Genomic DNA, 26,960 nt, shown 5'->3' on the forward strand with positions numbered 1-26,960 from the left:
CGTTGTACCCAAGACGCGCTTATGCTCGAACTGTGATCGAGGCCCGTCATCTCCGTGTCCTGCGCGCCGTGGCCACCACCGGTTCCTTCTCGGCGGCGGCCCGTGAACTCGGCTGCACCCAGCCCGCGGTCAGCCAGCAGATGAAGGCGCTCGAAGCCTCCACCGGTACGCCGCTGCTGATCCGAACAGGCCGCGAGATGCGCCTCACACAGGCGGGTGAGGCGCTGGTCCGGCACGCCACGACCATCCTGGCCGGCCTCACCGCGGCCGAGGAGGAGATCGCCGCCATCGCGGGCCTGCGGGCAGGCCGGGTCCGGCTCGTCTCCTTTCCCAGCGGCAGCTCCACGCTCGTTCCCTCCGCGCTGGCCGCGCTGCGTGCCGCGCACCCCGGCACCCGCGTGTCCCTGGTGGAGGCCGAGCCGCCGCACTCGGTCGAGATGCTCCGCGAGGGCGACTGCGACGTGACGCTGGCCTTCCGCTACGAGGGTGCTGCGGGCGCCGAGGAGTGGGACGACCTGGTGGTGCGCCCCCTGCTCGCCGACCGGCTCGTCTGTCTCGTCCCCCAAGGCCACCGGCTCGCCGGGGCGGAGGCGCTCGCCATCGGGGAGCTCGCCGACGAGCCGTGGATCGCGGGCTGCCCGCGCTGCCGGCGGCAGCTCGTCGAGGTCTGCGAGAGCGCGGGCTTCGCGCCCCGCATCGACTTCGCCACCGACGACTATCCGGCGGTGGTCGGGCTGGTCGGGGCCGGTCTCGGGGTGGCCGTGCTGCCCGAGCTCGCACTGGAGTCCGTACGCCCCAAGGGGGTGCGCGCCGTGGTGGTCGAACCCCCGGTGCGGCGGGAGATCGTCGCGCTCACGCTGCCGGATCTGGCCCAGGTGCCGGCGGTGGCGGCGACGCTCGATCATCTGGCTCGGGCCGCGGCGCGCTAGACGACGGGAAGCCGCGGCGCGTCAGGAGACAGGAAACAGAACGGGCACGCATACGCGTGCCCCTTGCAGGAGCTCCTCCTGCAAAAACGATCCTTCACTTCAGCTGCTGCTTCGCCTCGCGTCAGCCCTCGCCGGCGCCGCCGCCCGTCGTGGAAGCCGGCACCAGCCGGTTGCGTGCGCGGCCCATGAGCTCCTCGCGCTCGTCCTCGGTCAGCCCGCCCCACACGCCGTACGGCTCGCGCACCGCCAGGGCGTGGGCGGCGCACTCTGCCCGTACCGGGCATCGCATGCAGACCTCTTTGGCCGAGTTCTCGCGGGCGCTCCGCGCCGCTCCCCGCTCGCCCTCCGGGTGGAAGAAGAGCGAACTGTCGACTCCGCGGCAGGCCGCGAGCAACTGCCAGTCCCACAGATCTGCGTTCGGTCCGGGAAGGCGGGAGAAATCTGCCATCGCTTGTCCCCTTGTAGCCGTTCTGGCGCGGACAGTGCCCACGACCGTACATCTACTGTCTAAGGAGATGAAAATATGACTCTTTGCGAATCTAGTCGCAGACACTAGAAAATGGAAAGAAAAGGCGCCTGAATGGGGCATACGTGGCGTCAGAACTGCGAGCGGTAGCCGCGCGACCTGCGGTGTGTCCGTACCCTCACGTAGAGTGCCGAAGGTGGCTGACTGACCCGTAACTCTTTCGAGTGACCATCGTTGAGTCTGCGGAAGCGGTTGAAGGAACAAGCGCTCGGGCTGGCGGCATGTCGGCTGTCGAGTGTCGACCGCACAGGTGACGATCCGTACCAGCCTGGAGGTTCAAGGTGACGCGCATCAGTTGCGGAGGGCGGCCATGACATCCGTCCTCGTCTGCGACGACTCCCCGCTTGCCCGAGAGGCGCTCCGCCGCGCGGTCGCGACCGTGCCCGGCGTCGAGCGTGTGACGACAGCGGCCAACGGTGAGGAAGTCCTCCGCCGCTGGGGGGCCGACCGCTCGGACCTGATTCTGATGGACGTACGCATGCCCGGTCTGGGGGGCGTGGAGACCGTCCGGCGGCTGCTCTCCGCCGATCCGGGTGCCCGGATCATCATGCTCACCGTCGCCGAGGACCTGGACGGCGTCGCGCTCGCCGTCGCCGCAGGTGCCCGGGGCTATCTGCACAAGGACGCCTCGCGGGCCGAACTGCGTGCCACCGTGACGCAGGCGCTCGCCGACCCGACCTGGCGCCTCGCCCCGCGCAGGCTGCGCTCCGCCGAGATGGGGGCGGCCCCGACGCTCACGGCACGTGAGATCCAGGTGCTCGAGGGCATGAGCCACGGCCGGTCGAACGCCGAGATCGGCCGGGAGCTCTTCCTGTCCGAGGACACGGTCAAGACACACGCCCGGCGACTGTTCAAGAAGCTCGGCGCCTCGGACCGGGCGCACGCGGTGGCGCTCGGTTTCCGCTGGGGCCTGGTCCGCTAGGGGGTGTCCAGTGGATCAGCGCGGGAGAAGGAGCGGCGTCTGGTGCGTGCGAGCGTGCGTGCCAGGCGTCGCGACGCCGCGATGATCCACCGGACACCCCCTGGGGTGTGCCGCCGCGGGGGTACGGCGATCCCCGCCCGCCGTACGGTGGGCGGGGCGGCGGATGCCCGCTTCCGTCCGCCACGGCAGCGGTTTCTGTCACTGCCGCGGCAGCGGTCTGTGTTGCTTCGCGGCCGATGCCGCATCCTTGAGGTGTGGAGTTCCTCGGGGACAAGTCGGTCGAGCGGAAGGGGAGGGCGCAGGAGATGAGTTCCGGCGCACCTGCTCATAACGCTTCGGTGCACAACTACGGACGTGGTGCCACGGAGCGGCAAGCCGCAAGGCACCATGGACCGATGCACGAGGACGGGACGACGGTGATCGGTGCGCTCGTCCATCGTGCTGTGGAAGGTGACGAGCAGGCCACTCATGACCTGCTCGCCCATGTTCACCCCCTCGCCCTTCGCTATTGCCGTACGCGTCTTTCCCGGTTGCCGGGTGATGCCCGTCACTTCGTGGAGGACCTGGCGCAGGAGGTGTGCGTGGCGGTGCTGCTGGCGCTGCCGCGCTACAAGGACACGGGGCGCCCCTTCGAGGCCTTCGTGTTCGCCATCGCCGCACACAAGGTCGCCGACCTGCAGCGTGCCGCCATGCGTCACCCGGGCTCCACGGCCGTCCCGTCGGACGAGATGCCCGAGCGGCCCGACGACTCGCTCGGTCCTGAGGAGCGGGCCGTGCTGAGCAGCGATGCCGAGTGGGCGAAGAAACTCCTCGCGAACCTCCCGGAGAACCAGCGCGAGCTGCTGCTCCTGAGGATCGCCGTCGGGCTCACGGCCGAGGAGACCGGGCAGATGCTGGGCATGTCGCCGGGAGCGGTGCGGGTGGCCCAGCATCGGGCGCTCAGCCGGTTGCGGGCGCTGGCCGAGCAGTAGCGGCGCAGGCCGGGCAGCGGTACGGCCACGTCACGTACGAACGTACAAAGCTGCTTGGTGATCTTGTTCGTGGAATGAGACGCCTCCGGATCCCGTTAGCATGGACATCCGCACCGATCAAGGCCATTTGGAGAAGGTGTCATGACTGCCAACGTCGACGGAGTGCCCGACAAATTCGCGACACTCGGGCTGACCTACGACGATGTGCTGCTGCTGCCGGGCGCTTCCGACATGGCGCCCGACCAGATCGACACCTCTTCGCATCTGTCCCGGAATGTCCGGATCAACGTCCCGCTGCTGTCCGCAGCCATGGACAAGGTCACCGAGGCGCGCATGGCGATCGCCATGGCCCGTCAGGGCGGCGCCGGTGTGCTGCACCGCAACCTTTCCATCGAGGACCAGGCCAACCAGGTCGACCTCGTGAAGCGGTCCGAGTCCGGCATGGTCGCCGACCCGATCACGGTGCACCCGGACGCGACGCTCGCCGATGCCGACGCGCTCTGCGCGAAGTTCCGCATCAGCGGCGTCCCGGTCACCGACCCCGCCGGCAAGCTGCTCGGCATCGTCACCAACCGCGACATGGCCTTCGAGCCCGACCGCTCGCGCCAGGTGCGCGAGGTCATGACGCCGATGCCGCTGGTCACCGGCAAGGTCGGCACCTCCGGCGTGGAGGCCATGGAGCTGCTGCGCCGCCACAAGATCGAGAAGCTGCCGCTGGTCGACGACAACGGCGTCCTCAAGGGCCTCATCACCGTCAAGGACTTCGTGAAGGCCGAGCAGTACCCGAACGCCGCCAAGGACGCGGAGGGCCGGCTCATCGTCGGTGCCGCCGTCGGTGTCGCGGGCGACGCCTTCGAGCGCGCCCAGGCGCTGATCGAGCGCGGCGTCGATTTCATCGTCGTGGACACCGCGCACGGCCACTCGCGGCTCGTCGGCGACATGGTCGCCAAGATCAAGTCGAACTCGTCCGGCGTCGACGTCATCGGCGGCAACATCGCCACGCGCGACGGTGCCCAGGCGCTCATCGACTCCGGCGTCGACGGGATCAAGGTGGGCGTCGGCCCGGGCTCCATCTGCACGACCCGTGTCGTCGCCGGCATCGGCGTACCGCAGGTCACGGCCATCTACGAGGCGGCGCTCGCCGCCAAGGCGGCCGGGGTCCCGGTCATCGGCGACGGCGGCCTGCAGTACTCCGGCGACATCGCGAAGGCGCTGGTCGCGGGCGCGGACACGGTGATGCTGGGCTCGCTGCTCGCGGGCTGCGAGGAGTCGCCGGGCGAGCTGCTGTTCATCAACGGCAAGCAGTTCAAGTCGTACCGCGGCATGGGCTCGCTGGGCGCCATGCAGACCCGCGGCGACCGGAAGTCCTTCTCCAAGGACCGCTACTTCCAGGAGGGCGTCGCCTCCGACGAGAAGCTGGTTCCGGAGGGCATCGAGGGCCAGGTTCCCTACCGGGGCCCGCTCTCGGCGGTCGTGCACCAGCTGGTGGGCGGTCTGCGGCAGTCGATGTTCTACGTCGGCGGGCGGACCGTTGCCGAACTGCAGGAGCGCGGCCGGTTCGTACGGATCACGTCGGCGGGCCTCAAGGAGAGCCACCCGCACGACATCCAGATGACGGTCGAGGCGCCGAACTACAGCCGCAAGGGCTGAGCCACGCGCGTGAAGGGCGGTCCCGGAGATTCCGGGGCCGCCCTCGTCGTGTGCGTCGGGGATACTGGAAGACGCTGAAACGCAGAGGGAAAGGCCACACACGTGACTGAGATCGAGATCGGGCGCGGCAAGCGCGGCCGCCGGGCGTATGCGTTCGACGACATTGCCGTCGTCCCCAGCCGGCGCACGCGGGACCCGAAGGAGGTCTCGATCGCCTGGCAGATCGACGCCTACCGCTTCGAGCTGCCCTTCCTGGCCGCCCCCATGGACTCGGTCGTGTCCCCGGCCACCGCGATCCGCATCGGCGAGCTCGGCGGCCTGGGCGTGCTGAACCTCGAGGGCCTGTGGACGCGGTACGAGGACCCGCAGCCGCTGCTCGACGAGATCGCGGAGCTGGACGCCACCGCCGCGACCCGCCGCCTCCAGGAGATCTACGCCGCCCCGATCAAGGAGGAGCTGATCGGGCAGCGGATCAAGGAGGTGCGCGACTCGGGCGTGGTCACCGCGGCCGCGCTGTCGCCGCAGCGTACGGCCCAGTTCTCCAAGGCCGTCGTGGACGCGGGCGTCGACATCTTCGTGATCCGCGGTACGACGGTGTCGGCCGAGCACGTGTCGAGCGCCGCCGAGCCCCTCAACCTGAAGCAGTTCATCTACGAGCTGGACGTGCCGGTCATCGTCGGCGGCTGCGCCACGTACACCGCGGCGCTGCACCTGATGCGCACGGGCGCGGCGGGCGTACTGGTGGGCTTCGGCGGCGGCGCCGCGCACACCACGCGCAACGTGCTCGGCATCCAGGTCCCGATGGCGACCGCGGTCGCCGACGTGGCCGCCGCCCGCCGTGACTACATGGACGAGTCCGGCGGCCGCTACGTCCACGTGATCGCGGACGGCGGTGTGGGCTGGTCCGGTGACCTGCCGAAGGCCATCGCGTGCGGCGCCGACGCCGTGATGATGGGCTCCCCGCTGGCGCGCGCCACGGACGCGCCCGGCAAGGGCCACCACTGGGGCATGGAGGCCGTGAACGAGGAGCTGCCGCGCGGCAAGAAGGTGGACCTCGGCACGGTCGGCACGATCGAGGAGGTCCTCACCGGCCCGTCGCACACCCCCGACGGCTCGATGAACTTCTTCGGCGCCCTGCGCCGCGCCATGGCGACCACGGGGTACAGCGAGCTGAAGGAGTTCCAGCGGGTCGAGGTGACCGTGGGGGACTCGCAGCACAAGCGGTGACGTGACGCTTGCCGCTGCTTGAGCGGTTCGGGGCGCCCTCCCTGTGGGGGCGCCCCCACTGCGTTTCGCCTGCTGTTTCGGCGGGGGTCGGGGCCGCGCCGGTGTGTCCGTCCTCGGTCCGGCGCGGTGCCGTACGACGAGGATCGCACCCGGGTTTTCGCGCCGGCCTCCCCCAGTGCCTTAAGGGCCTGGGAGGTACCCCCAGCGGGCGGACACACCGGCACGTCCCCTTCTGCCGTCCGGCGGCTGCCGGTCCCGTTGTCGGCAGGGGACCGGTCGGGTGGGCACAATCCACGACGGCGAGGCCCTTGTGTCGGCAGCAACCTGGTCACAGGCGGGGAGCCGCCCCCACGGGCGTGGCCCCCCGCGTGTCCAGCAGCAGCTGGGCCTTCACGGCCAGGCCCCGCAGGTCGTACGTGCGGTGGGGCTGGAGGAGGAGCGTCAGGTCCGCGTGGGCCGCCGCCTCGTAGAGCGAGTCGGCGCGCGGCACGGGACGGTCGAGCACGCTCCAGGCGGGGACGTACGGGTCGTGGTAGCTGACGGCGGCGCCCAGCTCCAGCAGGCGGGTGGCGATCTCCCGGGCGGGGGAGCCGTGTTGGTCGCCGAGGTCGGGCTTGTACGTGACGCCGAGGAGCAGGATGCGGGCGCCGCGGACGGACTTGCCGTGTTCGTTGAGGAGTGCCGCGGCGCGCTGGATGACGTACCGGGGCATGTGGCCGTTGACCTGCTGGGCGAGCTCGACCATGCGCAGCGGGCGGACGGTGTGCGGGGGGCCCGAGAGGTCCTGGGGCACGCTGTGGCCGCCGACTCCGGGCCCGGGACGGAAGGCCTGGAAACCGAACGGCTTGGTCTCGGCGCAGCGGATGACGTCCCACAGGTCGACGCCCAAGTCGTGGCAGAGCACGGCCATTTCGTTGACCAGGGCGATGTTGACGTGCCGGTAGTTGGTCTCCAGAAGCTGCACCGTCTCGGCTTCGCGGAGGCCACGCGCGCGTACCACCTTGTCGGTGAGGCGGCCGTAGAAGGCCGCGGCCGATTCGGTGCAGGCCGGGGTGAGGCCACCGATGACCTTGGGGGTGTTGGCGTGGCCGTGGGTGCGGTTGCCGGGGTCGGTACGGCTCGGGGAGTACGCGAGGTGGAAGTCGCGTCCCGCGCGGAGGCCCGAGCCCTGTTCGAGGAGGGTGCGCAGGACTCCCTCGGTGGTGCCCGGCGGCACGGGTGATTCGAGGATGACGGTGGTGTGCGGGCGGAGGCGGGCGGCCAGGGCATCGGCCGCGGCGGCCAGGGGGCCGAGGTCGAGCGCGCCGTCCGCGCCCTGCGGAACCGGCGCGCAGATGACCGCTGTGCGGACCCGGCCCAGCTCGGCGGGGTCCGTGGTGGGCCGGAAGCCCCCCGAGAGCATCCGGCGGAGTTCGGCGGCGGTGAGGGCGCCGCTGTCGACGAGGGCGCCGGTGTCCAGCAGGGGACCGGCGTCCGTGCCGTCGGCCGGGGGCCGGGCGGCGGGGCGGTCGGCTGTGAGGCGATCGGCGGCGAGGCCGGGGTCGTAACCGAGCGTGGCGATGCCGGCGGCAACGGCGGCCTGGGCGAGGGGCAGTCCGATGTGGCCGAGTCCGATGACGGCGAGATCTGCGGGCATGGCGGTGGGCTGTCCTTCCCAATAACCGGAGCGGTCGGATCGCGCAAGTCCTGTGGACAAGATGGGCCAGCGCAATGTCAGACTAGGAGTAAATATGACCGTTATGCGGCATTGCTGGCCTGGTGTTCGCCGAGTGTTGTCCACAGGCTGAGGAGTGGGCGGTGGCTGAAGTCGGGCGACGCGGTCAGAATTTGGGCATGGGGGATGCGGGCCCGGGCACACCCGAAGGGTGCGGCAGCGAGCGCGAACGGAAACGGGAGGCAGCAGTGAGGACAGCGACACTGGGGCCGGCGGAGCGCGCCGAGTCACTCGCGGGCATGGCCGAGCGTGAGCTGGACGTCCTGGTCGTGGGTGCCGGGGTGGTCGGCGCGGGCACCGCGCTCGACGCCGCGACGCGCGGTCTGTCGACCGGCCTGGTCGAGGCGAGGGACTGGGCGTCCGGCACCTCGAGCCGGTCGAGCAAGCTGATCCATGGCGGTCTGCGCTATCTGGAGATGCTCGACTTCGCACTGGTGCGCGAGGCGCTGAAGGAGCGGGGCCTGCTGCTGGAGCGGCTCGCGCCTCATCTGGTCAAGCCGGTGCCGTTCCTGTATCCGCTCCAGCACAGGGGCTGGGAGCGGCTCTACGCAGGAACGGGCGTCGCCCTGTACGACGGCATGTCGATGGCGCGCGGGCACGGCCGCGGGCTGCCGATGCACCGTCATCTGAGCAGGAGTCATGCACTGCGGGTCGCGCCGTGCCTCAAGAAAGAGGCGCTGACGGGGGCCCTGCAGTACTACGACGCGCAGATGGACGACGCCCGCTATGTGGCGACCCTGGTGCGCACGGCCGCGGCGTACGGCGCGAAGGTCGCCAACCGCGCTCGGGTGACCGGCTTCCTTCGCGAGGGCGAGCGCGTCGTCGGCGCCCGCGTGCAGGACGTCGAGGCCGGCGGGGAGTACGAGGTCCGCGCCCAGCAGGTCGTCAACGCCACCGGCGTATGGACGGACGACACCCAGGCGATGGTGGGCGAGAGGGGGCAGTTCCACGTCCGGGCGTCCAAGGGCATCCACCTCGTCGTGCCCAAGGACCGCATCCACTCCACGACGGGCCTGATCCTGCGCACCGAGAAGTCCGTGCTGTTCGTGATTCCGTGGGGGCGGCACTGGATCATCGGGACGACGGACACGGACTGGGACCTGGACAAGGCGCACCCGGCGGCGTCGAGCGCCGACATCGACTATCTGCTGGAGCACGTCAACTCGGTGCTGGCGGTACCGCTTTCGAGGGACGACGTCCAGGGCGTGTTCGCGGGCCTGCGGCCCCTGCTCGCCGGGGAGTCGGAGGCGACGAGCAAGCTCAGCCGCGAGCACACGGTGGCCCATCCGGCACCCGGTCTCGTCGTCGTGGCGGGCGGCAAGTACACGACGTACCGGGTGATGGCCAAGGACGCGGTGGACGAGGCGGTGCACGGCCTCGACCAGCGTGTCGCGGACTGCGTCACGGAGGAGACCCCGCTCGTCGGCGCCGAGGGATACAGGGCCCTGTGGAACGCGCGGGCACGGACAGCGGCCCGCACCGGCGTCCATGTGGCTCGTGTGGAGCACCTGTTGAACCGCTACGGCGCGCTCGCCGAGGAGCTCCTGGACATGATCGCCGCGGACCCGTCGCTGGGCGAGCCGCTCCAGGCGGCGGACGACTATCTGCGGGCCGAGATCGTCTACGCCGCCTCGCACGAGGGCGCGCGGCATCTCGACGACGTCCTCACACGCCGCACCCGGATATCCATAGAGACCTTCGACCGGGGCACGCGCAGTGCCCGGGAGGCCGCCGAGCTGATGGCTCCGGTGCTGGGCTGGGACAAGGACCAGATCGAGCGCGAGGTGGAGCACTATCAGAAGCGGGTCGAGGCCGAGCGGGAGTCCCAGCGCCAGCCGGACGACCTGACGGCGGACGCGGCGCGACTGGGGGCACCGGACATCGTGCCTCTGTAGCCGGAGACCGGGGCCGTTGTAGTCCGCGACTGTTGTGGGCAGTCGTTCCTCCCCCAATGCCTCAAGGGCCTGGGAGGTACCCCCAGGGCGGAAGGGGTGGGCACAACCCACGACGGAGGGTGCCCCTCGCGTAGGACCTGTACACAGCTGCCAGCCTCAGGGTGACCGTGGGCAGAATTCGGCTGCGAGCAGGGCGGGTTCGAGCGCTGGGTCAGCTATGGCGTCCGTGTTGACCCGGAGTATCAGTACGCGCCGGCCGTCGCGCGTGGCCGCGGTGCGTACATAGCTGCCCGCTATGCGTCCGTTGTGGCCCCACACCGTGGTGCCGCAGGGCAGCCGCACGGGATACAGGCCCATTCCGTAGCGGCCCTGCGTCGGGCGAGTGTCGAGCATCTCGCGCAGTTCGGCGGGCGGGAGCAGCCTTCCGCCGAGCAAGGCGGCGTAGAAGCGGCCCAGGTCGGCGAGGGTGGAGACGAGTTCTCCTGCCGCTCCGGCGACCCGGGGGTCCAGGGCGGTGATGTCCGCGCCGTCGGCGGTGTAGGAGCGGCCGTGCGGTGAGGGCAGTGAGGTGCGGGCGCCCGGGAAGGAGGTGCCCGTCAGATGAAGGGGGGTGATGATGCGGCGCTCGGCCTCGGCGGCGTAGGAACGGCCGGTGACCTGCTCTATGACCATGCCGAGCACCACGTAGTTGGTGTTCGAGTAGGCGAAGGCACCCCGCGTGGTCGGGGGATGCGCAAGCGCGGTGCGGACCGCCTGCAGAGGGGAGAGGGGGATGGCGCCCTTGGTGTCGGCTGTGAAGTCGTAGAGGCCGCTGGTGTGGGTGAGCAGCGACCGCAGGGTCAGTGTCCGGCCGTCGTTGCCGCGGCCCCGTATCAGGCCGGGGAGATGGCGGTCCACGGTGTCGGACACGGACAGCCGGTGTTCGGCCGCGAGCTGCAGTACGACCGTCGCGATGAACGTCTTGGTGATGCTGCCCGCGCGGAAGTGGTCGGCACGCCGTATGGCGGGACTCGTACGGGCGAAGCGTGAGCCCTCTTCCTCGCGGGCCAGCAGTGCCGCCGCGGGGGCCTTGCCGCGCGTGACCAGCAGCGGAAGATCGGCGTCCGCGGGCGGGGTCGCCGAGGCCGGGGCGCTGCCCGTGGACAGGCAGAGGAGGGCCGCGGCCAGCAATACGGCCACCTGTGTCCGTCGAAGGGGCATGCGGTCCTCCATGTGTGCGACCCATCATGCGGGACGGCGGACCCTGGGCGTCGGCCGGTCCCCGGGTGAGGGACAATGGAGGCTCTGTCAGGGCGGGTTGCAGAGGGGACGCATGTCGGAGGCGGAGCAGGCGGGGAAAGCCCGTCAGGACAACAGCGATCGTCTCCTCGCCGGGCGCTACCGGCTGGGAGGGGTCCTCGGCCGCGGCGGCATGGGCACGGTCTGGCGGGCGCTGGACGAGACGCTGGGGCGTACGGTCGCCGTCAAGGAGCTGCGGTTCCCCTCGAGCATCGACGAGGAGGAGAAGCGCCGCCTCGTCACGCGCACGCTGCGTGAGGCCAAGGCCATCGCCAGGATCCGCAACACCAGTGCGGTGACGGTGTTCGACGTGGTCCACGAGGACGACCGGCCGTGGATCGTGATGGAGCTCGTCGAGGGCAAGTCGCTCGCCGAGGTCATCCGGGAGGACGGGCTGCTGACGCCGAAGCGCGCGGCCGAGGTCGGCCTCGCGATCCTCGACGTCCTGCGCTCGGCGCACCGCGAAGGGATCCTGCACCGCGACGTGAAGCCGTCCAACGTGCTGATCGCGGACGACGGGCGCGTCGTGCTGACCGACTTCGGCATCGCCCAGGTCGAGGGCGACCCGTCCATCACCTCGACCGGCATGCTCGTCGGCGCGCCCTCGTACATCTCGCCCGAGCGGGCGCGCGGGCACAAGCCGGGGCCCGCGGCCGACCTGTGGTCGCTCGGCGGCCTGCTGTACGCGTCGGTGGAGGGCTTCCCTCCGTACGACAAGGGCTCCGCGATCGCGACGCTCACGGCCGTGATGACCGAGCCGCTGGAGCCGCCGAAGAACGCGGGTCCGCTGGAGAAGGTCATCTACGGCCTGCTCGCCAAGGACCCCGAGCAGCGGCTCGACGACGCTGGCGCGCGGGCGCAGCTGACCGACGTGATCCACGCCCCCGACCCGGAGCCGGCCGACGCCACGAAGGTCGTGCCCCTGCCGCCGGTGCCGGAGAAGGAGAAGCGGCCGCGCAGGAGTGGTCCGAAGGCGGGCGGTGCGTCGGCGTCGGGCGACAATGCCGCGTCCGCGGGTGCGGCCTCCGCCGGTGGTGCGGCGGCCTCCGCGGGGCGCATGGCCGAGGACGCGGCTGAGCGGCTGCGCGGGGCGCTGCGTTCGCTGCGGCCGGCGCGCAAGGCCGGCGGGGAGTCGTCGGCTGCATCGGCATCGGCTCCGGCGCCTTCGGATTCCGTCACCGGTTCCGATGCGGCCGCTGGGCGAGGGTCCGGAGGCGGAGGTGCTGCCGGTACGGCCGACTCCGCCGGAGCAGCCGGCGCGGCGCCCGCCGCCGCCTCGGGAACGGACGCAGCCAGAACAAACGCTTCGGCAGGCAAGGCCACCACGGCAGGCAAGGCCAGTACGGGAGGCAAGGCCAGTACGGCCGGTAAGTCCGCGGCGACCGGCAAGTCCATGGCGGCCGCCACCGGCGCGGATGCCGTGACCACGACCGGAGACGGCGTCTCGGATACGGCAGCAGGGGCGAGCTCCGCCGCGGCCCACGGCACGTCCGGTCTTTCGGACACTCCGTCGCACCCGGCCGCGCCGCCGCGTCCCCAGCCCAAGGCGTCGCTCACCGATGTGGTGCCGCGGCGCACGCTCGTGGCCGTCGCCGTGGTCGTGGCACTCGCCGTGCTCGGCACCGTGCTGGCGTTCGTGCTGGGCGGCGACGACGGCAGCACGGCGCAGGACAGCGGCAACGGCAGCGACAAGACCGCATCCAGCGGTGCGACCGCCGGGAGCGGCGAGACGGGCAAGGACAGCGGCAGCAGTAAGGGCACGGACAAGGCCACCGCCGAGGAGACGGGTGCGGCCGGGGACACCAGTTCGGACGAGGCCGCGGGCCAGGGGACGGACCCCGGCCCGAGCTCGGATACGGAGACCGACGGCGACGACGGCACGGGCGCGAAGTACGACGCGGCGACGACGTACAAGCACAAGCAGGGCTTCTCGATAGGGCTGCCGAAGGGCTGGAAGTACGTCTCGACGGATGCCGCGGGTGCGCGCTTCACCGGCCCGGACGGACAGAAGCTGCTGGTCGGCTGGACGTCGACGCCCAAGGACGACCCGGTTCGCGACTGGGAGAACCAGGAGAACTACATGAACCGCTCCCAGTACCACCGCATCCGGATCGAGAAGGTGGACTACCGCGGCTGGAACACGGCGGACTGGGAGTTCACCTATGTGGACGGCGGCACGAAGTACCGGTCGATAGACCGTGGCTTCGTCGTCAACTCCCACCAGGGCTACGCGCTCATGTACACGGCGAAGGCCAAGGACTGGAGCAGCGAGCAGCGGCGCGAGACCTGGCAGACGTTCGCCCAGACCTTCGAGCCCAAGTCCTGATCCGTCCGAACGAGTCGGAATGAGTCCGGGCGAGTCCGAGCGCGTCCAACCGCGTCAGGACCCGTCCGGCCCGTTCGGCTGGTCCGGCCCGTCCACTGCCGTCCCGACTCGTCCGATGTCCGCGGCACGTCCCGTGAGATCCCGAATCCGTCAATACGGATTGCCTTCGGCACGTATCGTGAGTGCTTGCGGACGGTACGCAGCCGCATCCGGCCGCATCCATGCGCAAGACGTACGTAAGACGAACGGAATTGACCACCGTGCGGGGACGGGGGAGGCGTCGTGGACGACTACGCGGGGCGAGTGCTCGCCGACCGCTACCGCCTGCCGCTGCCGCCGTCGGACGAGTACGAATTGGCGCAGACGCGGGCCTTTGACACCTTCAGCGGGCAGGAAGTCCTGGTCACGCAGGTGCAGTTGCCGGAGGTCGTCGAGGCGGAGGTGCTCGACGCCGACGGCCTTCCGGAGGGGTTTGCCGGCGCGGGTCCGCGGCGCGCTCCCGGTCGCGCTACGCGCAGGCCGACGGACCCGGCGGTGCGGCGCGCCATCGAGGCGGCGCAGGCTGCCGCGCAGATCCCCGACCATCCGCGGCTCGACCAGGTCTTCGACGTGTTCGCTGACGGCGGTTCGCTGTGGATCGTCAGCGAACTGGTGGCGGCCCGGCCGCTGGCGGCGCTGCTCGCCGAGAGACCGCTGACGCCCTATCGGGCGGCTGAGGTCGCCTCGGACGTTCTGACGGCGCTGCGGGCGCTGCACGTTCACGGCTGGGTGCACCGCAACATCACCACGCGTACGGTCCTGGTCTGCGACGACGGCCGTGTGATGCTGACAGGTCTGGCCGTCGGCGCGGCGGAGGAAGCCCTGTGCGGCTACGATCCGCGGCCGGCCGAGGGCCTCGCCCGCGCCGACGACTTCGCCCGTGCCGAAGAGTTCGTTCGGCCCGATGACTTCGCCGCTGACGGTGGAAGCGCCCCCCGACCTGTCGGCGCTGCCCCCATCGGCCCGTCCCCCGCCGCCTCCAAGGCCGCGGTGCCGGCCCCGTCACCCGCCTCGTCGACCTCGCCCACTTCACCCCCCTCGTCCGGCACATCACCGACCACGGCCCTGGGGCCGCGTGCCCTGGAACCCGGTGGTGACGTCGACGTCAGGGCGGCGCGCGCCGGAGCCATCGCGGCCTATCGCGCCGGTGCGCGGGCCGCCGCGCGGGTGACCCAGGAGCGGCGGCCCGGCGCGACGCCGTCCTTGCCCGCGCCGCGTTCCGACCAGGCACCGCATGCCGACCCGTCGTATGCGTCACGCCCCGATCAGACCCATGGCCCGAGCCGGGAGCAGCCCTGGCACGGGGCGGTTCCGCGCGCCCGCGGGGTGGCGGAGCAGACCGACGAACCGCATGGTCCGACCGACGGGCAGGGACACTCACAGGTACTGGGACAGGCACGCGAACTCGCACCCGGAGCCGGAGCCGGAGCCGGAACAGGAGCCGGAACCGGAGCCCCGTCCAGCGGTGAGATGATCCCCGCTGCGCGTCACGACGGAGCCTCAGCGCTCGCCGAGTCCGGCGGCAACGCAGCACATCCCGGCATGCGTTGGGACGAGCTCGAGGCACCCCGTCGCGAGAACCGGGGCCCCGCCACACCGCTGGCCGCCGAGCGCGCCCGGCAGGCCCGCATGGTGGTGGTCGGACCCGTCACCGAGCGTTGGGCCCCGGAACAGGCCGGCCCCGTGCACGAGAACTGGCAGCTCGCGCCGCCTGTCGGCCCGGCCACGGACCTGTGGGCGCTGGGCGCGTTGCTGTTCCGCGCGGTGCAGGGACATGCGCCGTATCCGGAGGAGAGCACCGCCGAACTGGTGCAGCTCGTGTGCGCGGAGCCGCCCGCGTTCGCGGAGGAGTGCGGACCGCTGCGTCCGGTCGTCGAGTCGCTGCTGCGTCAGGACCCCACCGAGCGGATCGACTTCGAGGAGCTGCGTGGCTGGCTGCGCTCGCTCGTCAGGTCGGCGCCGGAGCCGGATGCGGGCGCCAACGTCGTGGCGACACCGCCGTACGACGCCGGCCGCCTGCCCGTCGTACGCCGTCGGGGCGAGATCGTACGCAAGCGCCGCGCCGCCCCGCCCGCCACCATCGGGCACAGCGGTCGGCACAAGCGGGCCAAGCCGGGCCGGCAGGCACGGCAGCGAAAGCCGAGGTCGCTCGGCCGGACGCTGCTTCTGCTGATACTGCTGGGACTCGCCGCGGCCGTGGCGTACGCGATGCTGTTCATGCCGAAGGCCGAGCCCCGCGGCGACAGTAGTGAGGGACAGGACCGTACGGGCACCGCGGGCGAGGCGAGTTCCGCCGCGCCGAGCGGCGGTTCCAAGGCGAGTGCCGCCTCTCCGAGCAGCGGTTCACAGCACACGCAGACCACGGGCCCCGAGCTGCCGGCGGGGTTCGTCCTGCGCAAGGACAGGGAAGGCTTCCAGGTCGCCGTGGCCAGAGGATGGGCCCGGCATGCGGACGACGACCAGGACCAGGTCCGCTACACGGACGGCGACTTCGCGCTGATCGTCGTCTCCGGGCGGGACAGCACATCGGTGTACGGCGACGACCCCATGACGTACCAGCGCGAGAAGGAGCCGGAACTGCAGCCCTTCCGCGACTCCAGCTGGGCCACCTCCAGCGGAATGCGCACCATCGAGGTGGGCGGACGGACCATGGCCGAGGGGCAGTTCACCTGGCAGGATGCCAAGGGGCGGGAAATCTTCGTCCGCAATCTCGCGATGATCATCGACGGCCGCTACCACATCGTCCAGGTCCGCGGTCCGGAAGCGGAGCGCGACGAGGTCACGAGGCTGTACGAGCAGGCGTCGACGACGTATCAGGTCACGGGCTGAACGGCGCCGGTCGTAGTGGCCGGTGGTCGTCGCGGGGCGCTGTCGGGCCGGATCCGGCCGGGCGTCGTTCGCTCTTGCGTACGGTCGGGAACGGCACGAAACCGCCAGCACACCTGATCCGGTCACGTCGGCCGGAGGATGACCTTCCATGTGCACACGCGTGCGGCATGATGGGGCTCATGGGGACCGAGGGGGACAACGTCCGCGTCATCGCCGGCCGCTACCGGCTTCAGGCGCGCCTGGGACGGGGCGGAATGGGCGTCGTCTGGCGCGCCACCGACCAGCTCCTCGGCCGTCAGGTGGCCGTCAAGGAGATTCCTCTCGACGACACGCTCTCCCCGGAGGAGGCCCGGCTGCAGCGCGAGCGCACACTGCGCGAGGCGCGGGCGGTCGCTCAGCTCAGCCATCCGAACGTGGTCGTCGTGCACGACGTCGTCGAGGACGACGAACGCCCTTATCTGGTGATGGAATTGATCGACGGCGGCTCCCTCGCGGAACGGATCGGCAGGGACGGACCGGTGGACGCCGCCGAGGCGGCCCGTATCGGGCTCGCACTGCTGGCAGCTCTGCAGAAGGCACACCAGGCAGGCGTGTTGCACCGGGACCTCAAACCGGCCAACGTCCTGATGGAGGCCGGCACCGGCCGCGTCGTCCTCACAGACTTCGGGATCGCGCAGGTCACCGGGGCGACGACGCTCACCGAGACCGGGTCGTTCGTCGGCTCGCCCGAGTACACCTCGCCCGAGCGGATGTCCGGCGACAGAACCGGCCCCGAGTCCGACCTGTGGTCGCTCGGAGCGCTGCTGTGCACGGCGCTCAGCGGTGAATCCCCCTTCCACCGCGACTCCTTGGGCGGTGTCCTGCACGCCGTCGTCATGGACGAGATCCGGCTCCCGGACGCGGCCGCTCCGCTGCGGCCGGTCGTCGTCGGACTGCTGGAGCGCGATCCCGACCGGCGGCTGACCGCGCCGGAGGCGGAACGCATGCTGCGTGCCTACGTCGACACCGGCCGCACCCCGCAGCTGCCGTCGGACCATGTCCCCACGCAGCGCGATGTGCCCCGCCACCACGTGCCGCGCCCTCATGTGTCGCTTCCGCACGTGCCGCATCCGCACGGGCAGAACTCACCGGATGGTTCCGAGCCGGGTCCCGGGCTCGCGAACGGGGCCCCGAAGCCCAGGCGTTCGGCCCGCACGGCCGTGGCCGCCGCGGTGCTGGCCCTGGTCGTGGCCGGAGCCGGAATCTCCGCCGCACTGCTCCTGGGCGGGGACGGCGAGGGGGACAAGGCACCCGGCACCTCGACGCCGTCGCCCGCCGGTTCCCCGGAGAGTCCCACCCCGACGGTGACCGTGACCCGGCAGCAGACGGAGACCACGACCGCGACTCCTGCGACCCCCGTACCGGCCGGTTATCGCGTCGCCAAGGACGCCAAGGGCTTCTCGCTCGCCGTGCCGGACGGCTTCACGCGCACGCTGCAAGGGTCCCGCGTCTTCTACATGTCGCCGGGCGGCACCTTCCGCATCGGCATCAAAGCGGCCGATCCGGAGGACGGCGGTCCGCTCGAGGTGATGCGTCGCTCCGCCGCCGATGGTCCGGAGAACAACCCCGGTTACCGCGACGGCACGGTCATCGCCACCACGCACAACGGACGGCACGCGGCCCTCTGGGAGTTCACCTGGGACGGCTTCACCGAGGCCGAGGGCGCCCGTCACACGTACGACCTGTGCTGGGAGGAGGGCGGCAGGATGTACGACGTGTGGGTCTCGGCGCCGGTCGGCAGGGCCGACGCGGCGAAACGGTATTTCGACACCGCGGTCGACTCGTTCGTGCGGGCTGATGCGGGCTGATGAGGGGCGTCAGGGCTGATCAGCCTTGAACCAGCCGGGCACGAGCGGTGTTTGTCACGGTGCTGCATCCGAACCGGGCCGCAGGTGGTCTCCCCGGTTCCACTTCGCAAGGATATGACCATGATGAACCAAGGGGGACAGTCGAACGAGCCGACGAGCTATGGGCTGCAGCCACCGCAGCGAGGTCCGCAGAACCCGCCGCACCCCCAGAACCCGTACGCTCAGCAGCCGCCCGCGGCTCCGGCTCCGTACGCCGCCTCCCCCCAGGCCGAGCCCGAACAGCAGCCGCAGCCGCAGCAGTTGCCGCACCAGCAGCCCTCTCGGCCCCGGCAGCCGCAGGCGCAGCAGGACCCGCGCGCCGAGCGCCTGATCGCGGGCCGCTACCGGCTGCTGTCCAAACTCGGCCACGGTGGCATGGGCACCGTGTGGCGGGCGAAGGACGAGACCGTCGATCGCGAGGTGGCCGTCAAGGAGCCCCGGGTTCCCGAGCATCTGCCCGAGCGGGAGCGCGCCAACGCCTTCGAGCGCATGCGGCGTGAGGCCCGAGCCGCCGCCCGGCTCGACCACCCGGCCGTCGTCACGGTGCACGACGTGGCGGTCGAGGACGGACGGCCGTGGATCGTCATGGAGTTCGTGCAGGGCCGGTCGCTGGGCGAAGCGCTGAACGAGGGCACCCTCGGCGCCCGCGAGGCCGCCCGTATCGGCCTCGAGGTCCTGGGCGCGCTCGAGGCCGCCCACCAGGCGGGCATCCTGCACCGCGACGTCAAGCCCGACAACGTCATGCTCGGGCGGCACGGCCGGGTCGTCCTCACCGACTTCGGTATCGCGCAGATCGAGGGCGAGACCAGCCTGACGGACACCGGTAACTTCGTCGGCTCGCCCGAGTTCATCGCCCCCGAGCGGGTGCTGGGCCAGCGCCCGGGACCGGCCTCCGACCTCTTGTCGCTGGGCGTCGTCCTGTACGCGGCGACGGAGGGCGTGTCGCCGTTCCGCCGGAACACCACCCCCTCCACACTGCAGGCGGTCCTCAATGCCACCCCCGCGCCGCCCGCCGCCGCGCAGGGCCCGCTGGCCGAGGCGATCAACGGCCTCCTCCAAAAGGACGCAGCGCACCGACCGGGGGCCGCCCGGGTCCGCCACCTGCTGGAGCAGGCGGTGCAGCCACCCCAGCCCCAGCCGGCGCAGGTCGTCCAGATCGGCAGCGCGCCGGGCGGCAGGAGTCTGCGCTTCGGCCGCAAGGCGTGGCTGGGCCTGGGGGCCGCGGTCGTCGCGGCGGCCGTGACGTCGTATCTGGTGATCGCGAACCCGTTCGCGGGCCCGCTGCAGGAGGGCTGGAAGACGCACAAGGAGAAGGCGCTGGGTGCGACGTTCGCGGTGCCCGCGGACTACGTGAGGTCTGTGCCGGACGGCACCAACGACAAGGATCACTGGGTCACCTACACCGATCCCAGTTACTCGCTCTCCGTCCAGCTCACCCTCTACAAGAAGTCCGAGGACACCCTCGGCGAGATCGCGGGCTCCGCGATCTCCGAGGCGTACGACGACATGGACTCCATGCAGGACACCGAGGACAGCGACTTCTCCTTCATGGCGGACAAGCCCGCGCCGAAGGGGAGTACCAAGCAGACCTCGTACGACGAGCGGAACGCGGCGGAGAACACCGTCACCTACGTCGACGACCGGACCGACTCCACCAACCCCCGCCCGCGCGAGGCCCGGGTCTTCTACTACAAGACCAAGTCCGGTGACCTCTACAAGTTCTGGATCGACTACCCGGGCAAGGGCGACTTCACGGAGCGCGGCCGGGAGGTCGCCGAGGCGGCCATCCGGAACCTGAAGATCGAGAAGCTCTGACCGTATGGACGACAGGGACGGGGAGGGCCGGCTCGTCGGAGGCCGCTACCGGCTGGCCGAGCTCATCGGCTCGGGCGGCATGGGCACCGTATGGCGGGCGGTCGACGAGCGCGTCGGGCGGGAGGTCGCCGTCAAGGAGCCCCGGCTGCCCGGCGATCCGCGGGATCCGGCGCACCGGCGGGGTTACGCCCGGCTGCAGCGCGAGGCGCGGGCCGCCGCGCAGGTGGAGCACCCCTGCGCGGTCGCCATCCACGACGTGGTGACCGAGGACGGACTCCCGTGGATCGTCATGGAGTTGATCCGGGGCGAGTCGCTGCACGAGGTCCTGGAACGGGGTGCGCTGTCGCCGGCCGAGACGGCGCGCGTCGGCCTCGCGGTCGTCGGCGCGCTGGCCGCCGCGCACGCCAAGGGGATCGTGCACCGCGACGTCAAGCCCGCGAACGTGCTGCTCGGCCCGCACGGCCGCGTCGTCCTCACCGACTTCGGTATCGCGCACGTCCAGGGCGAGGAATCCCTCACGGTCAGCGGCGAGTTCATCGGCTCACTGGAGTTCGTCGCACCCGAGCGGATGTCGGGCCCGGGTGCCGGGGGACCGGCTTCGGACCTGTGGTCGCTGGGCGTGCTGCTGTACGCGGCGGTGGAGGGCTGGTCTCCGTTCCGGCGTACGACGCTCGAGTCGACGCTCGCGGCGATCCTGTCCGCCGAGCCGCCCGAGCCGAAGCAGGCCGGACCGCTGGGCCCGTTGATCGGGCGCCTGCTGGCGAAGGATCCGGCGCTGCGTCCGGGGGCGGGGGAGGTCGCGAACGCGCTGCAGGCGGTGGTGCAGGGGCTGTGGCCGGAGGCGGGGGCCTGGGACGGGCGGCGCTTGGGCGAGGGCGCGTCCGGCGGCGGGGGCGACGGGCAGTACGGGGAGCTGCCGGAGCCTCAGGACGCCTCGATGCTCCTGGAGTTCGGGGACGATGCGGGGACGATGCGGCTCGGGGGTGTGGTCTCGGCGGCCTTTGGCGGAGGAACAGCGGAGGGTGCCCCCGCCGCCGATCACGACGAGGCGGCCTCGCTCACCCATCAGGGCGAGCTCACCGATGAGGGCGAGCCCACCCATGAGGGCGAAGAGGCCTCGCACGCCACCGGTGTCCCCGGCGAAGAGCCCCCGACCGCACCCGCCGGCGTATCGGCCGGCCGCGCCCGTTCCAGAGCCCGCCTGATGGCCCTCACCCTTGCCGGAGCACTGCTGCTCGGCGGCGGTGCCGTATGGCTCGGGCTGCCGCTGGGGGACGGCGGGGCCGAGGGCCGAGCCGCCCAGGGCTCCCCGTCGGTGTCGGCGTCGGCCTCCGCGACCCGCTCGGCGTCGGCCTCCGCATCCCGGGCGGTCAAGTGGATCACCCACCACGAGAAGAAGATCAACGCCGAGTTGTCCCTGCCCGCTGACCTGACGGAGTTCGCGCGCGAGGACAGCGACAGCGATCACCGGCGCATCGCCGCCCGGCTGGTCGTCTATGCGAACGATGCCGTGGACATCCGGCTCACCGTGGAGGACAGGGCCCCCGACGACGCCATGGCCTGGGCCCACCAGGCGGCCGCGACCTGGAAGGGCTACGACCCCGACGCGAGGACGCAGTACACCAGGACATCCTTCAACGGCTACCAGGCGGCGCTCGCCGACACCACCTACGAGGCGGGTGACGAGAACGACCCGTACCTGCTCCGTTGCGTACAGCTGGTGATCATCACGGACGACGGCGAGTTCTACGAGCTGCGGGCGGACATGCGCAAGGGGACCAAGGCCGAGCAGGAAGGCATGGCGGTCTTCAAGGGGGCGCGCCAGCGGCTCAAGGTGGGAGCGGCCATGATGGGAGCTCGGTAGCGTCCCGTAACCCCGGGTAACCGCCGCTCAGGGCATGTGCGCCAGCGATCGCTGGCTCGTTGTGCGTACTCCGTGAAAGCCATTACCGACGGGTACCAAAACGCCCGGCGGACCCCTACGCTCAGGCCCATGACGGACTCGCAGGCCACCGCCCCCGGGGCAACCCCGGACAAGACCGGCACCACGGTCGGCACGAACCCGCTCGCCCCCGCCCCGGCAGGCGCGCGCACGGCGGCCGACGTGGTCACGCCCGAGCTGGTCGCCCAGCTCACCCGAGGCGTCGTGGGCTCCGGCCGGACGGCCAACCACACGCCGTTCACCGGTGAGAAGCTGGCGGACCTGCCCGAGTCCACGCCCGACGACGTCGCGGAGGCCTTCGCGCGGGCCCGTACGGCCCAGCCGGTGTGGGCCGCGACGCCCGGGCGCCAGCGGGCCGCCGTCCTGCTCCGCTTCCACGACCTCGTACTCGCCCGGCAGGCCGAGGTGCTCGACCTCATCCAGCTGGAGACCGGCAAGGCCCGGCTGCACGCGCACGAAGAGGTGCAGGCCGTGGCCGTGGCCGCGCGCCACTACGGCCGCAAGGCCCCCTCCTACCTGCGTCCCAAGGGGCACACCGGAGCCGTCCCGACCCTCACCAAGGTCACCGAACACCGCCACCCGCGCGGCGTCATCGGCCAGATCGCGCCCTGGAACTACCCGCTCGAACTGTCCGTCGGCGACGCCCTGCCCGCCTTCGTCGCGGGCAACGCGGTCGTCATGAAGCCCGACACGGAGACCGCCCTGACCGCCCTGTGGGCGCGCGATCTGCTGATCGAGGCCGGGCTGCCCGAGGGCGTGTTCCAGGTGGTGCTCGGCGAGGGCCCGGTCGTGGGCCCCGAGGTCGTCAAGCACGCCGACTACGTCTCGTTCACCGGCTCCACGCGCACCGGCCGCGAGGTCGCCCGGGGCGCTGCCGACCGTCTGATCGGCGTATCCCTGGAGCTCGGCGGCAAGAACGCCATGCTGGTGCTCCACGACGCCGACATCGAGAAGGCGGCGGCGGGCGCGGTGCGCGCCTGCTTCTCGTCCGCCGGCCAGCTGTGCATCTCCATCGAGCGGCTGTACGTCCACGAGTCGGTCGCGGACGCCTTCGTGGAGCGGTTCGCGGCACGGACGAGGGCGATGCGGCTCGGTACGTCCCTCGCGTACGGCGCGGACATGGGCTCGCTGGTCGGGCCCAGGCAACTGGAGACCGTGACCCGGCACGTCGACGAGGCCGTCGCGAAGGGCGCGAAGGTGCTGGCCGGAGGCGTGGCCCGCCCGGACATCGGCCCGTACTTCTTCGAGCCGACCATCCTCGACGGCGTCGAGGCCCCCATGGCGGTCTGCACCGAGGAGACCTTCGGCCCGGTCGTCTCCCTCTACCGCTTCACGGACGAGGACGAGGCCATCGAGCTGGCCAACTCCACGCCGTACGGCCTGAACGCGTCGGTCTGGACGAAGGACGGCCGTCGTGGACGCGCCGTCGCGGCCCGCCTGCGCAGCGGCACGGCCAACGTCAACGAGGGGTACGCGTCGGCGTACGGCAGCGTCCAGTCGCCGATGGGCGGCATGAAGGACTCCGGCCTCGGCCGCCGTCACGGCTCCGAGGGCATCCTCAAGTACACGGAGGCCCAGACCGTCGCCCACCAGCGGATCATGCCGATGGCGCCCGCGTTCGGCATGGACGACGAGAAGTACGCGGCGTTCATGAGCCGCAGCCTGCGGCTGATGAAGGCCCTGCGCCTGCGCTAGCAGGCATCCCTCTCGACCACCCCCCTCAACCACCCGTTCCCAGCAGTTCTCGACGAGGAGAGCCAGTGTCACAGGAGAGCTCTGCCCAATTGCCGGGCGACGACGGCCACGACGACCCTTACGACTACGACGTGCTCGTCGTCGGCTCGGGCTTCGGCGGCTCGGTGTCGGCCCTGCGGCTGACCGAGAAGGGGTACCGGGTCGGCGTCCTGGAAGCGGGCCGCCGCTTCACGCGCGAGACCCTGCCCCGCAACTCCTGGGACCTGAAGAACTACCTGTGGGCCCCGGCCCTCGGCCTCTACGGCATCCAGCGCATCCACCTGCTGGGCAACGTGATGGTGCTGGCGGGCGCGGGCGTCGGCGGCGGCTCGCTGAACTACGCGAACACCCTCTACGTACCGCCCGCCGCGTTCTTCAACGACCCGCAGTGGAAGGACATCACGGACTGGCAGGAGGAGCTGAAGCCGTACTACGACCAGGCCGAGCGGATGCTCGGAGTGCGGCTCAACCCGACGATGACGCCGTCCGACGTCCATCTGAAGGCGACCGCGGAGGCCATGGGCGTCGGCGACACCTTCCACATGGCGCCGGTCGGGGTCTTCTTCGGCGACGGCAAGGACGCCGGGGGTTCGGACGCGAGGAAGGCGCAACCGGGGCAGGAGATCGCGGACCCGTACTTCGGCGGGGCCGGCCCGTCCCGCAAGGCCTGCACGGAGTGCGGCGAGTGCATGACCGGCTGCCGCCACGGCGCGAAGAACACCCTCAACGAGAACTACCTCTACCTTGCCGAGAAGGCGGGCGCGGTCGTCCACCCGATGACCACGGTCGCCTCGGTCACCGAGGACTCGCAGGGCGGCTTCGCCGTCGCCACGCTGCCCACGGACAACAAGCGCAAGGGCGAGGGACGGACGTACCGGGCCCGCAGGGTCGTCATCGCGGCCGGTACGTACGGCACGCAGACGCTTCTGCACCGCATGAAGGACGGCGGACAGCTGCCGCACCTCTCCGGCCGGCTCGGCACCCTGACCCGCACCAACTCCGAGGCGCTGGTGGGCGCGATGACGGACAACCGCCGCTACGGCAAGAAGCACGGCGCCGCCAAGGCCGACTTCACCAAGGGCGTGGCGATCACGTCCTCGATCCACCCCGACGCGAACACGCACATCGAGCCGGTCCGCTACGGCAAGGGCTCGAACGCGATGGGCAGCCTGACGACGCTGCAGGTGCCGTACCGGCCGGACGCGCGGGTGCGGGGCTGGTTCGCGAACCTGGCCCGCCACCCGTGGCTCGCCGTGCGCCAGCTCTCCAACCGGCGCTGGTCGGAGCGGACCATCATCGGCCTGGTCATGCAGTCGCTGGACAACTCCCTGACCACGTACCGCAAGCCGAAGGGCATCGGCAAGGGCCTGCTGACCGCCCGCCAGGGCCACGGCGCCCCGAACCCGCAGCAGATCCCCGAGGCCACACAGGCCGCGACCCTCCTCGCGGAGGAGATCAACGGCTTTGCCGGCTCCAACGTCGGCGAGCTGATGGGCACCCCGCTGACGGCCCACTTCCTGGGCGGCTGCCCGATCGGGGACTCGTCCGAGTCCGGCGTGATCGACCCGTACCACCGGGTCTACGGCCACCCCGGCATCTCGGTCGTCGACGGCGCCGCGGTCTCGGCGAACCTGGGCGTCAACCCGTCCCTGACGATCACCGCGCAGGCCGAGCGGGCCATGTCCTTCTGGCCGAACAAGGGCGAGGAGGACCTGCGCCCGGCCCAGGACGCGGCGTACGAGCGGCTTGCGCCCGTCGCGCCGAAGTCCCCGGCCGTCCCGGCGGACGCGTTCGGCGCACTGAAGCTGCCGTTCCTGGGGATGCCGGCGGTGCCCCCGAAGAGGCCGTAACGCCCCTTCCGCCTGATGCGAAAAGGACCCGTGCTCCCCTCCGAGCGCGGGTCCTTTTCCGTATGGGGTGTGGCGTGGGCTGTGCCTTACGCGGCAGCGCCCTCGCTCTTACGACGCCGGACGACGAAGATCGCACCGGCACCGCCGACGACCGCGACACCGCCGATGAGGCCGATGGTCGGCAGCATCGAGGAGGAACCGGTCTCGGCGAGGTTGCCGGTGGCCGGGATCTCGTCGGCGCCGCCCTGCGGCTCCTTGCCGCCGGACGGCTTGGTGCCCTTGCCCGGCTTGGCCTCGCCCGGGTCGTCGTTGCTGCTGCCGGCCGGGAGGACGGTGAACTCGTAGAACGCGAACGAGCTGTGCGTGCAGTTCTTCTCTTCGTCCACGTAGCCGCCGAGGCCGATGGTGAAGCCGTCGCCCGCAGGGGCCTTCGCGCTGATGTTGACGCGCAGCTTGATGGCGACGACGTCCTTGGCGCCCAGCGAGGTCTCGCCGAAGTACCAGCCGTTGCCGACCTCGTCGGCGATCGACTCCCAGGCCTTGGTCTCGGGGTTGAAGTACTCGAGCTGGGCGTAGGTGCTCAGCCAGTCCTTCTCGTTGTCGCTGTCCGAGTAGTTGTCCACGGCGGCGAGCCACTGGACGGTGCCCAGCGCCTTGTCGCTCTTGTTGGAGGCGGTCAGCGTGAAGTTGTGCCAGCCGCTGCCCGCGGTGATCTTGCCGGGCAGGCCGGAGACCGACAGGTCCAGCGCGGAGTCCGGGTCCACACCGTCGTCGTCGACGGGGCAGTCCTCGGGCCACTCGGACGGCTCGGCGCTCGGGGAGGCGGACTCCGACGCCGACGAGCTCGGCGAGGAGGAGGCGCTGGTGTCACCGCCGGCGGGGGTCGACTCGTCGGCAGCGGGGGTGCTCTCGTCGGCGGCGGGGGTCGACTCGTCGGCCGCCGGGGTGGTGTCCTCCGCGGCGGGGGTCGTCTCCTCCGCCGCCGGGGTGGTGTCCTCCGCGGCGGGAGTCGTCTCCTCCGCCGCCGCAGCGGTGCTCTCAGACGTGGTCGGAGTGTCGTCCGCGAACGCGGCGGGCGCCGACAGCAGCGCGATCGGGGCTATGACAGCCGTCGCGGCCGCGGCGGCCATGGCACGGCGAAGCTTCATGAAGACCTCAGGTAAGTCCGGCGCACTGCGGCACCGCAGTACGAAGTTGAGGAGGCCTCCGCCTCATGGGGGGACGCGGATGTGGCCGTTGGTTCCGAACATGTGACCCGTGATGCGTGCGAATGGTTGTGCACGTTCTCAGGAAATTCTTATGTGGCCTGGCTCACAACGCCGGGCGCCCCGCTGGCCAGCCGGGCAGTGTCCGACCCCGACTACAACGTCACTATCGCGGGACGCCCGCCACGACGCGAGTCTGCTACCGGTGGAGTTGGCATAGCC

At 71.3% G+C, this 26,960-nt stretch carries 17 protein-coding genes; 13 read left to right on the plus strand and 4 right to left on the minus strand.

Translation table 11 applies throughout. From position 1 onward, the window contains the following. Positions 1 to 32: 32 nt before the first annotated feature. Positions 33 to 929 (plus strand): LysR family transcriptional regulator, encoded by an 897-nt coding sequence (locus ACWD4J_RS26005; RefSeq protein WP_451397828.1) that lies wholly within the window; start codon positions 33 to 35, stop codon positions 927 to 929. A gap of 121 nt (positions 930 to 1,050) precedes the next feature. Here ACWD4J_RS26005 and ACWD4J_RS26010 read toward each other — a convergent pair whose 3' ends face one another. Then, positions 1,051 to 1,377 carry a WhiB family transcriptional regulator gene (locus ACWD4J_RS26010; protein ID WP_451397829.1) on the minus strand — a complete coding sequence of 109 codons (327 nt, stop codon included), beginning with the start codon at positions 1,375 to 1,377 and terminating at the stop codon, positions 1,051 to 1,053. A gap of 388 nt (positions 1,378 to 1,765) precedes the next feature. Between ACWD4J_RS26010 and ACWD4J_RS26015 the strand changes: the two genes are divergently transcribed. The 4 genes from ACWD4J_RS26015 to ACWD4J_RS26030 all read left to right on the plus strand — a co-directional run bounded on the left by ACWD4J_RS26015 (position 1,766) and on the right by ACWD4J_RS26030 (position 6,225). Next, positions 1,766 to 2,377, plus strand: a complete 612-nt coding sequence (locus ACWD4J_RS26015) for a response regulator transcription factor (RefSeq protein WP_003948568.1) — start codon at positions 1,766 to 1,768, stop codon at positions 2,375 to 2,377. A 395-nt stretch (positions 2,378 to 2,772) separates the two neighbouring features. Further along, positions 2,773 to 3,348: a sigma-70 family RNA polymerase sigma factor gene (locus ACWD4J_RS26020; protein ID WP_451397830.1), complete on the plus strand. Its 576-nt coding sequence runs from the start codon at positions 2,773 to 2,775 to the stop codon at positions 3,346 to 3,348. A 141-nt stretch (positions 3,349 to 3,489) separates the two neighbouring features. Next, positions 3,490 to 4,998, plus strand: a complete 1,509-nt coding sequence (gene guaB, locus ACWD4J_RS26025; RefSeq protein ID WP_451397831.1) for an IMP dehydrogenase — start codon at positions 3,490 to 3,492, stop codon at positions 4,996 to 4,998. Positions 4,999 to 5,100: 102 nt separating this feature from the next. After that, positions 5,101 to 6,225 carry a GuaB3 family IMP dehydrogenase-related protein gene (locus ACWD4J_RS26030; RefSeq protein WP_451397832.1) on the plus strand — a complete coding sequence of 375 codons (1,125 nt, stop codon included), beginning with the start codon at positions 5,101 to 5,103 and terminating at the stop codon, positions 6,223 to 6,225. 328 nt (positions 6,226 to 6,553) lie between these two features. On the opposite strand, the gene ACWD4J_RS26035 is transcribed toward ACWD4J_RS26030, so the two are convergent. Further along, positions 6,554 to 7,861, minus strand: coding sequence for a nucleotide sugar dehydrogenase (locus tag ACWD4J_RS26035; protein ID WP_451397833.1), 1,308 nt, complete (start codon positions 7,859 to 7,861; stop codon positions 6,554 to 6,556). A 266-nt stretch (positions 7,862 to 8,127) separates the two neighbouring features. Here ACWD4J_RS26035 and ACWD4J_RS26040 point away from each other — a divergent pair, with 266 nt between their 5' ends. After that, the gene (locus tag ACWD4J_RS26040; protein ID WP_451397834.1) at positions 8,128 to 9,834 is read left to right on the plus strand and encodes a glycerol-3-phosphate dehydrogenase/oxidase; all 1,707 of its coding nucleotides are present in this window, start codon (positions 8,128 to 8,130) and stop codon (positions 9,832 to 9,834) included. A gap of 156 nt (positions 9,835 to 9,990) precedes the next feature. Here the strand turns inward: ACWD4J_RS26040 and ACWD4J_RS26045 are convergent, their stop codons facing one another. Then, positions 9,991 to 11,034 carry a serine hydrolase domain-containing protein gene (locus ACWD4J_RS26045; protein ID WP_451397835.1) on the minus strand — a complete coding sequence of 348 codons (1,044 nt, stop codon included), beginning with the start codon at positions 11,032 to 11,034 and terminating at the stop codon, positions 9,991 to 9,993. 112 nt (positions 11,035 to 11,146) lie between these two features. Here ACWD4J_RS26045 and ACWD4J_RS26050 point away from each other — a divergent pair, with 112 nt between their 5' ends. The 7 genes from ACWD4J_RS26050 (at position 11,147) to ACWD4J_RS26080 (ending at position 25,533) form a co-directional block, all read left to right on the plus strand. Next, a complete protein-coding gene (locus ACWD4J_RS26050; RefSeq protein WP_451397836.1) occupies positions 11,147 to 13,438 on the plus strand; it encodes a protein kinase domain-containing protein in 2,292 nt (763 codons plus the stop codon). Positions 13,439 to 13,720: 282 nt separating this feature from the next. After that, positions 13,721 to 16,306, plus strand: coding sequence for a protein kinase (locus ACWD4J_RS26055; protein WP_451397837.1), 2,586 nt, complete (start codon positions 13,721 to 13,723; stop codon positions 16,304 to 16,306). Between the two features lie 179 nt (positions 16,307 to 16,485). Beyond that, positions 16,486 to 18,153 carry a serine/threonine-protein kinase gene (locus tag ACWD4J_RS26060; RefSeq protein WP_451397838.1) on the plus strand — a complete coding sequence of 556 codons (1,668 nt, stop codon included), beginning with the start codon at positions 16,486 to 16,488 and terminating at the stop codon, positions 18,151 to 18,153. 120 nt (positions 18,154 to 18,273) lie between these two features. Beyond that, positions 18,274 to 20,007 (plus strand): serine/threonine-protein kinase, encoded by a 1,734-nt coding sequence (locus ACWD4J_RS26065; protein WP_451397839.1) that lies wholly within the window; start codon positions 18,274 to 18,276, stop codon positions 20,005 to 20,007. A gap of 4 nt (positions 20,008 to 20,011) precedes the next feature. Further along, positions 20,012 to 21,871, plus strand: a complete 1,860-nt coding sequence (locus tag ACWD4J_RS26070) for a serine/threonine-protein kinase (RefSeq protein ID WP_451397840.1) — start codon at positions 20,012 to 20,014, stop codon at positions 21,869 to 21,871. A gap of 129 nt (positions 21,872 to 22,000) precedes the next feature. Next, positions 22,001 to 23,644, plus strand: a complete 1,644-nt coding sequence (locus ACWD4J_RS26075) for a succinic semialdehyde dehydrogenase (RefSeq protein ID WP_451397841.1) — start codon at positions 22,001 to 22,003, stop codon at positions 23,642 to 23,644. Positions 23,645 to 23,709: 65 nt separating this feature from the next. After that, the gene (locus ACWD4J_RS26080; protein WP_451397842.1) at positions 23,710 to 25,533 is read left to right on the plus strand and encodes a GMC family oxidoreductase N-terminal domain-containing protein; all 1,824 of its coding nucleotides are present in this window, start codon (positions 23,710 to 23,712) and stop codon (positions 25,531 to 25,533) included. Between the two features lie 86 nt (positions 25,534 to 25,619). Here the strand turns inward: ACWD4J_RS26080 and ACWD4J_RS26085 are convergent, their stop codons facing one another. Further along, positions 25,620 to 26,681 carry an LAETG motif-containing sortase-dependent surface protein gene (locus ACWD4J_RS26085; protein ID WP_451397843.1) on the minus strand — a complete coding sequence of 354 codons (1,062 nt, stop codon included), beginning with the start codon at positions 26,679 to 26,681 and terminating at the stop codon, positions 25,620 to 25,622. Between the last annotated feature and the right edge of the window lie 279 nt (positions 26,682 to 26,960).

The organism is Streptomyces sp. NPDC002577, assembly GCF_053594815.1.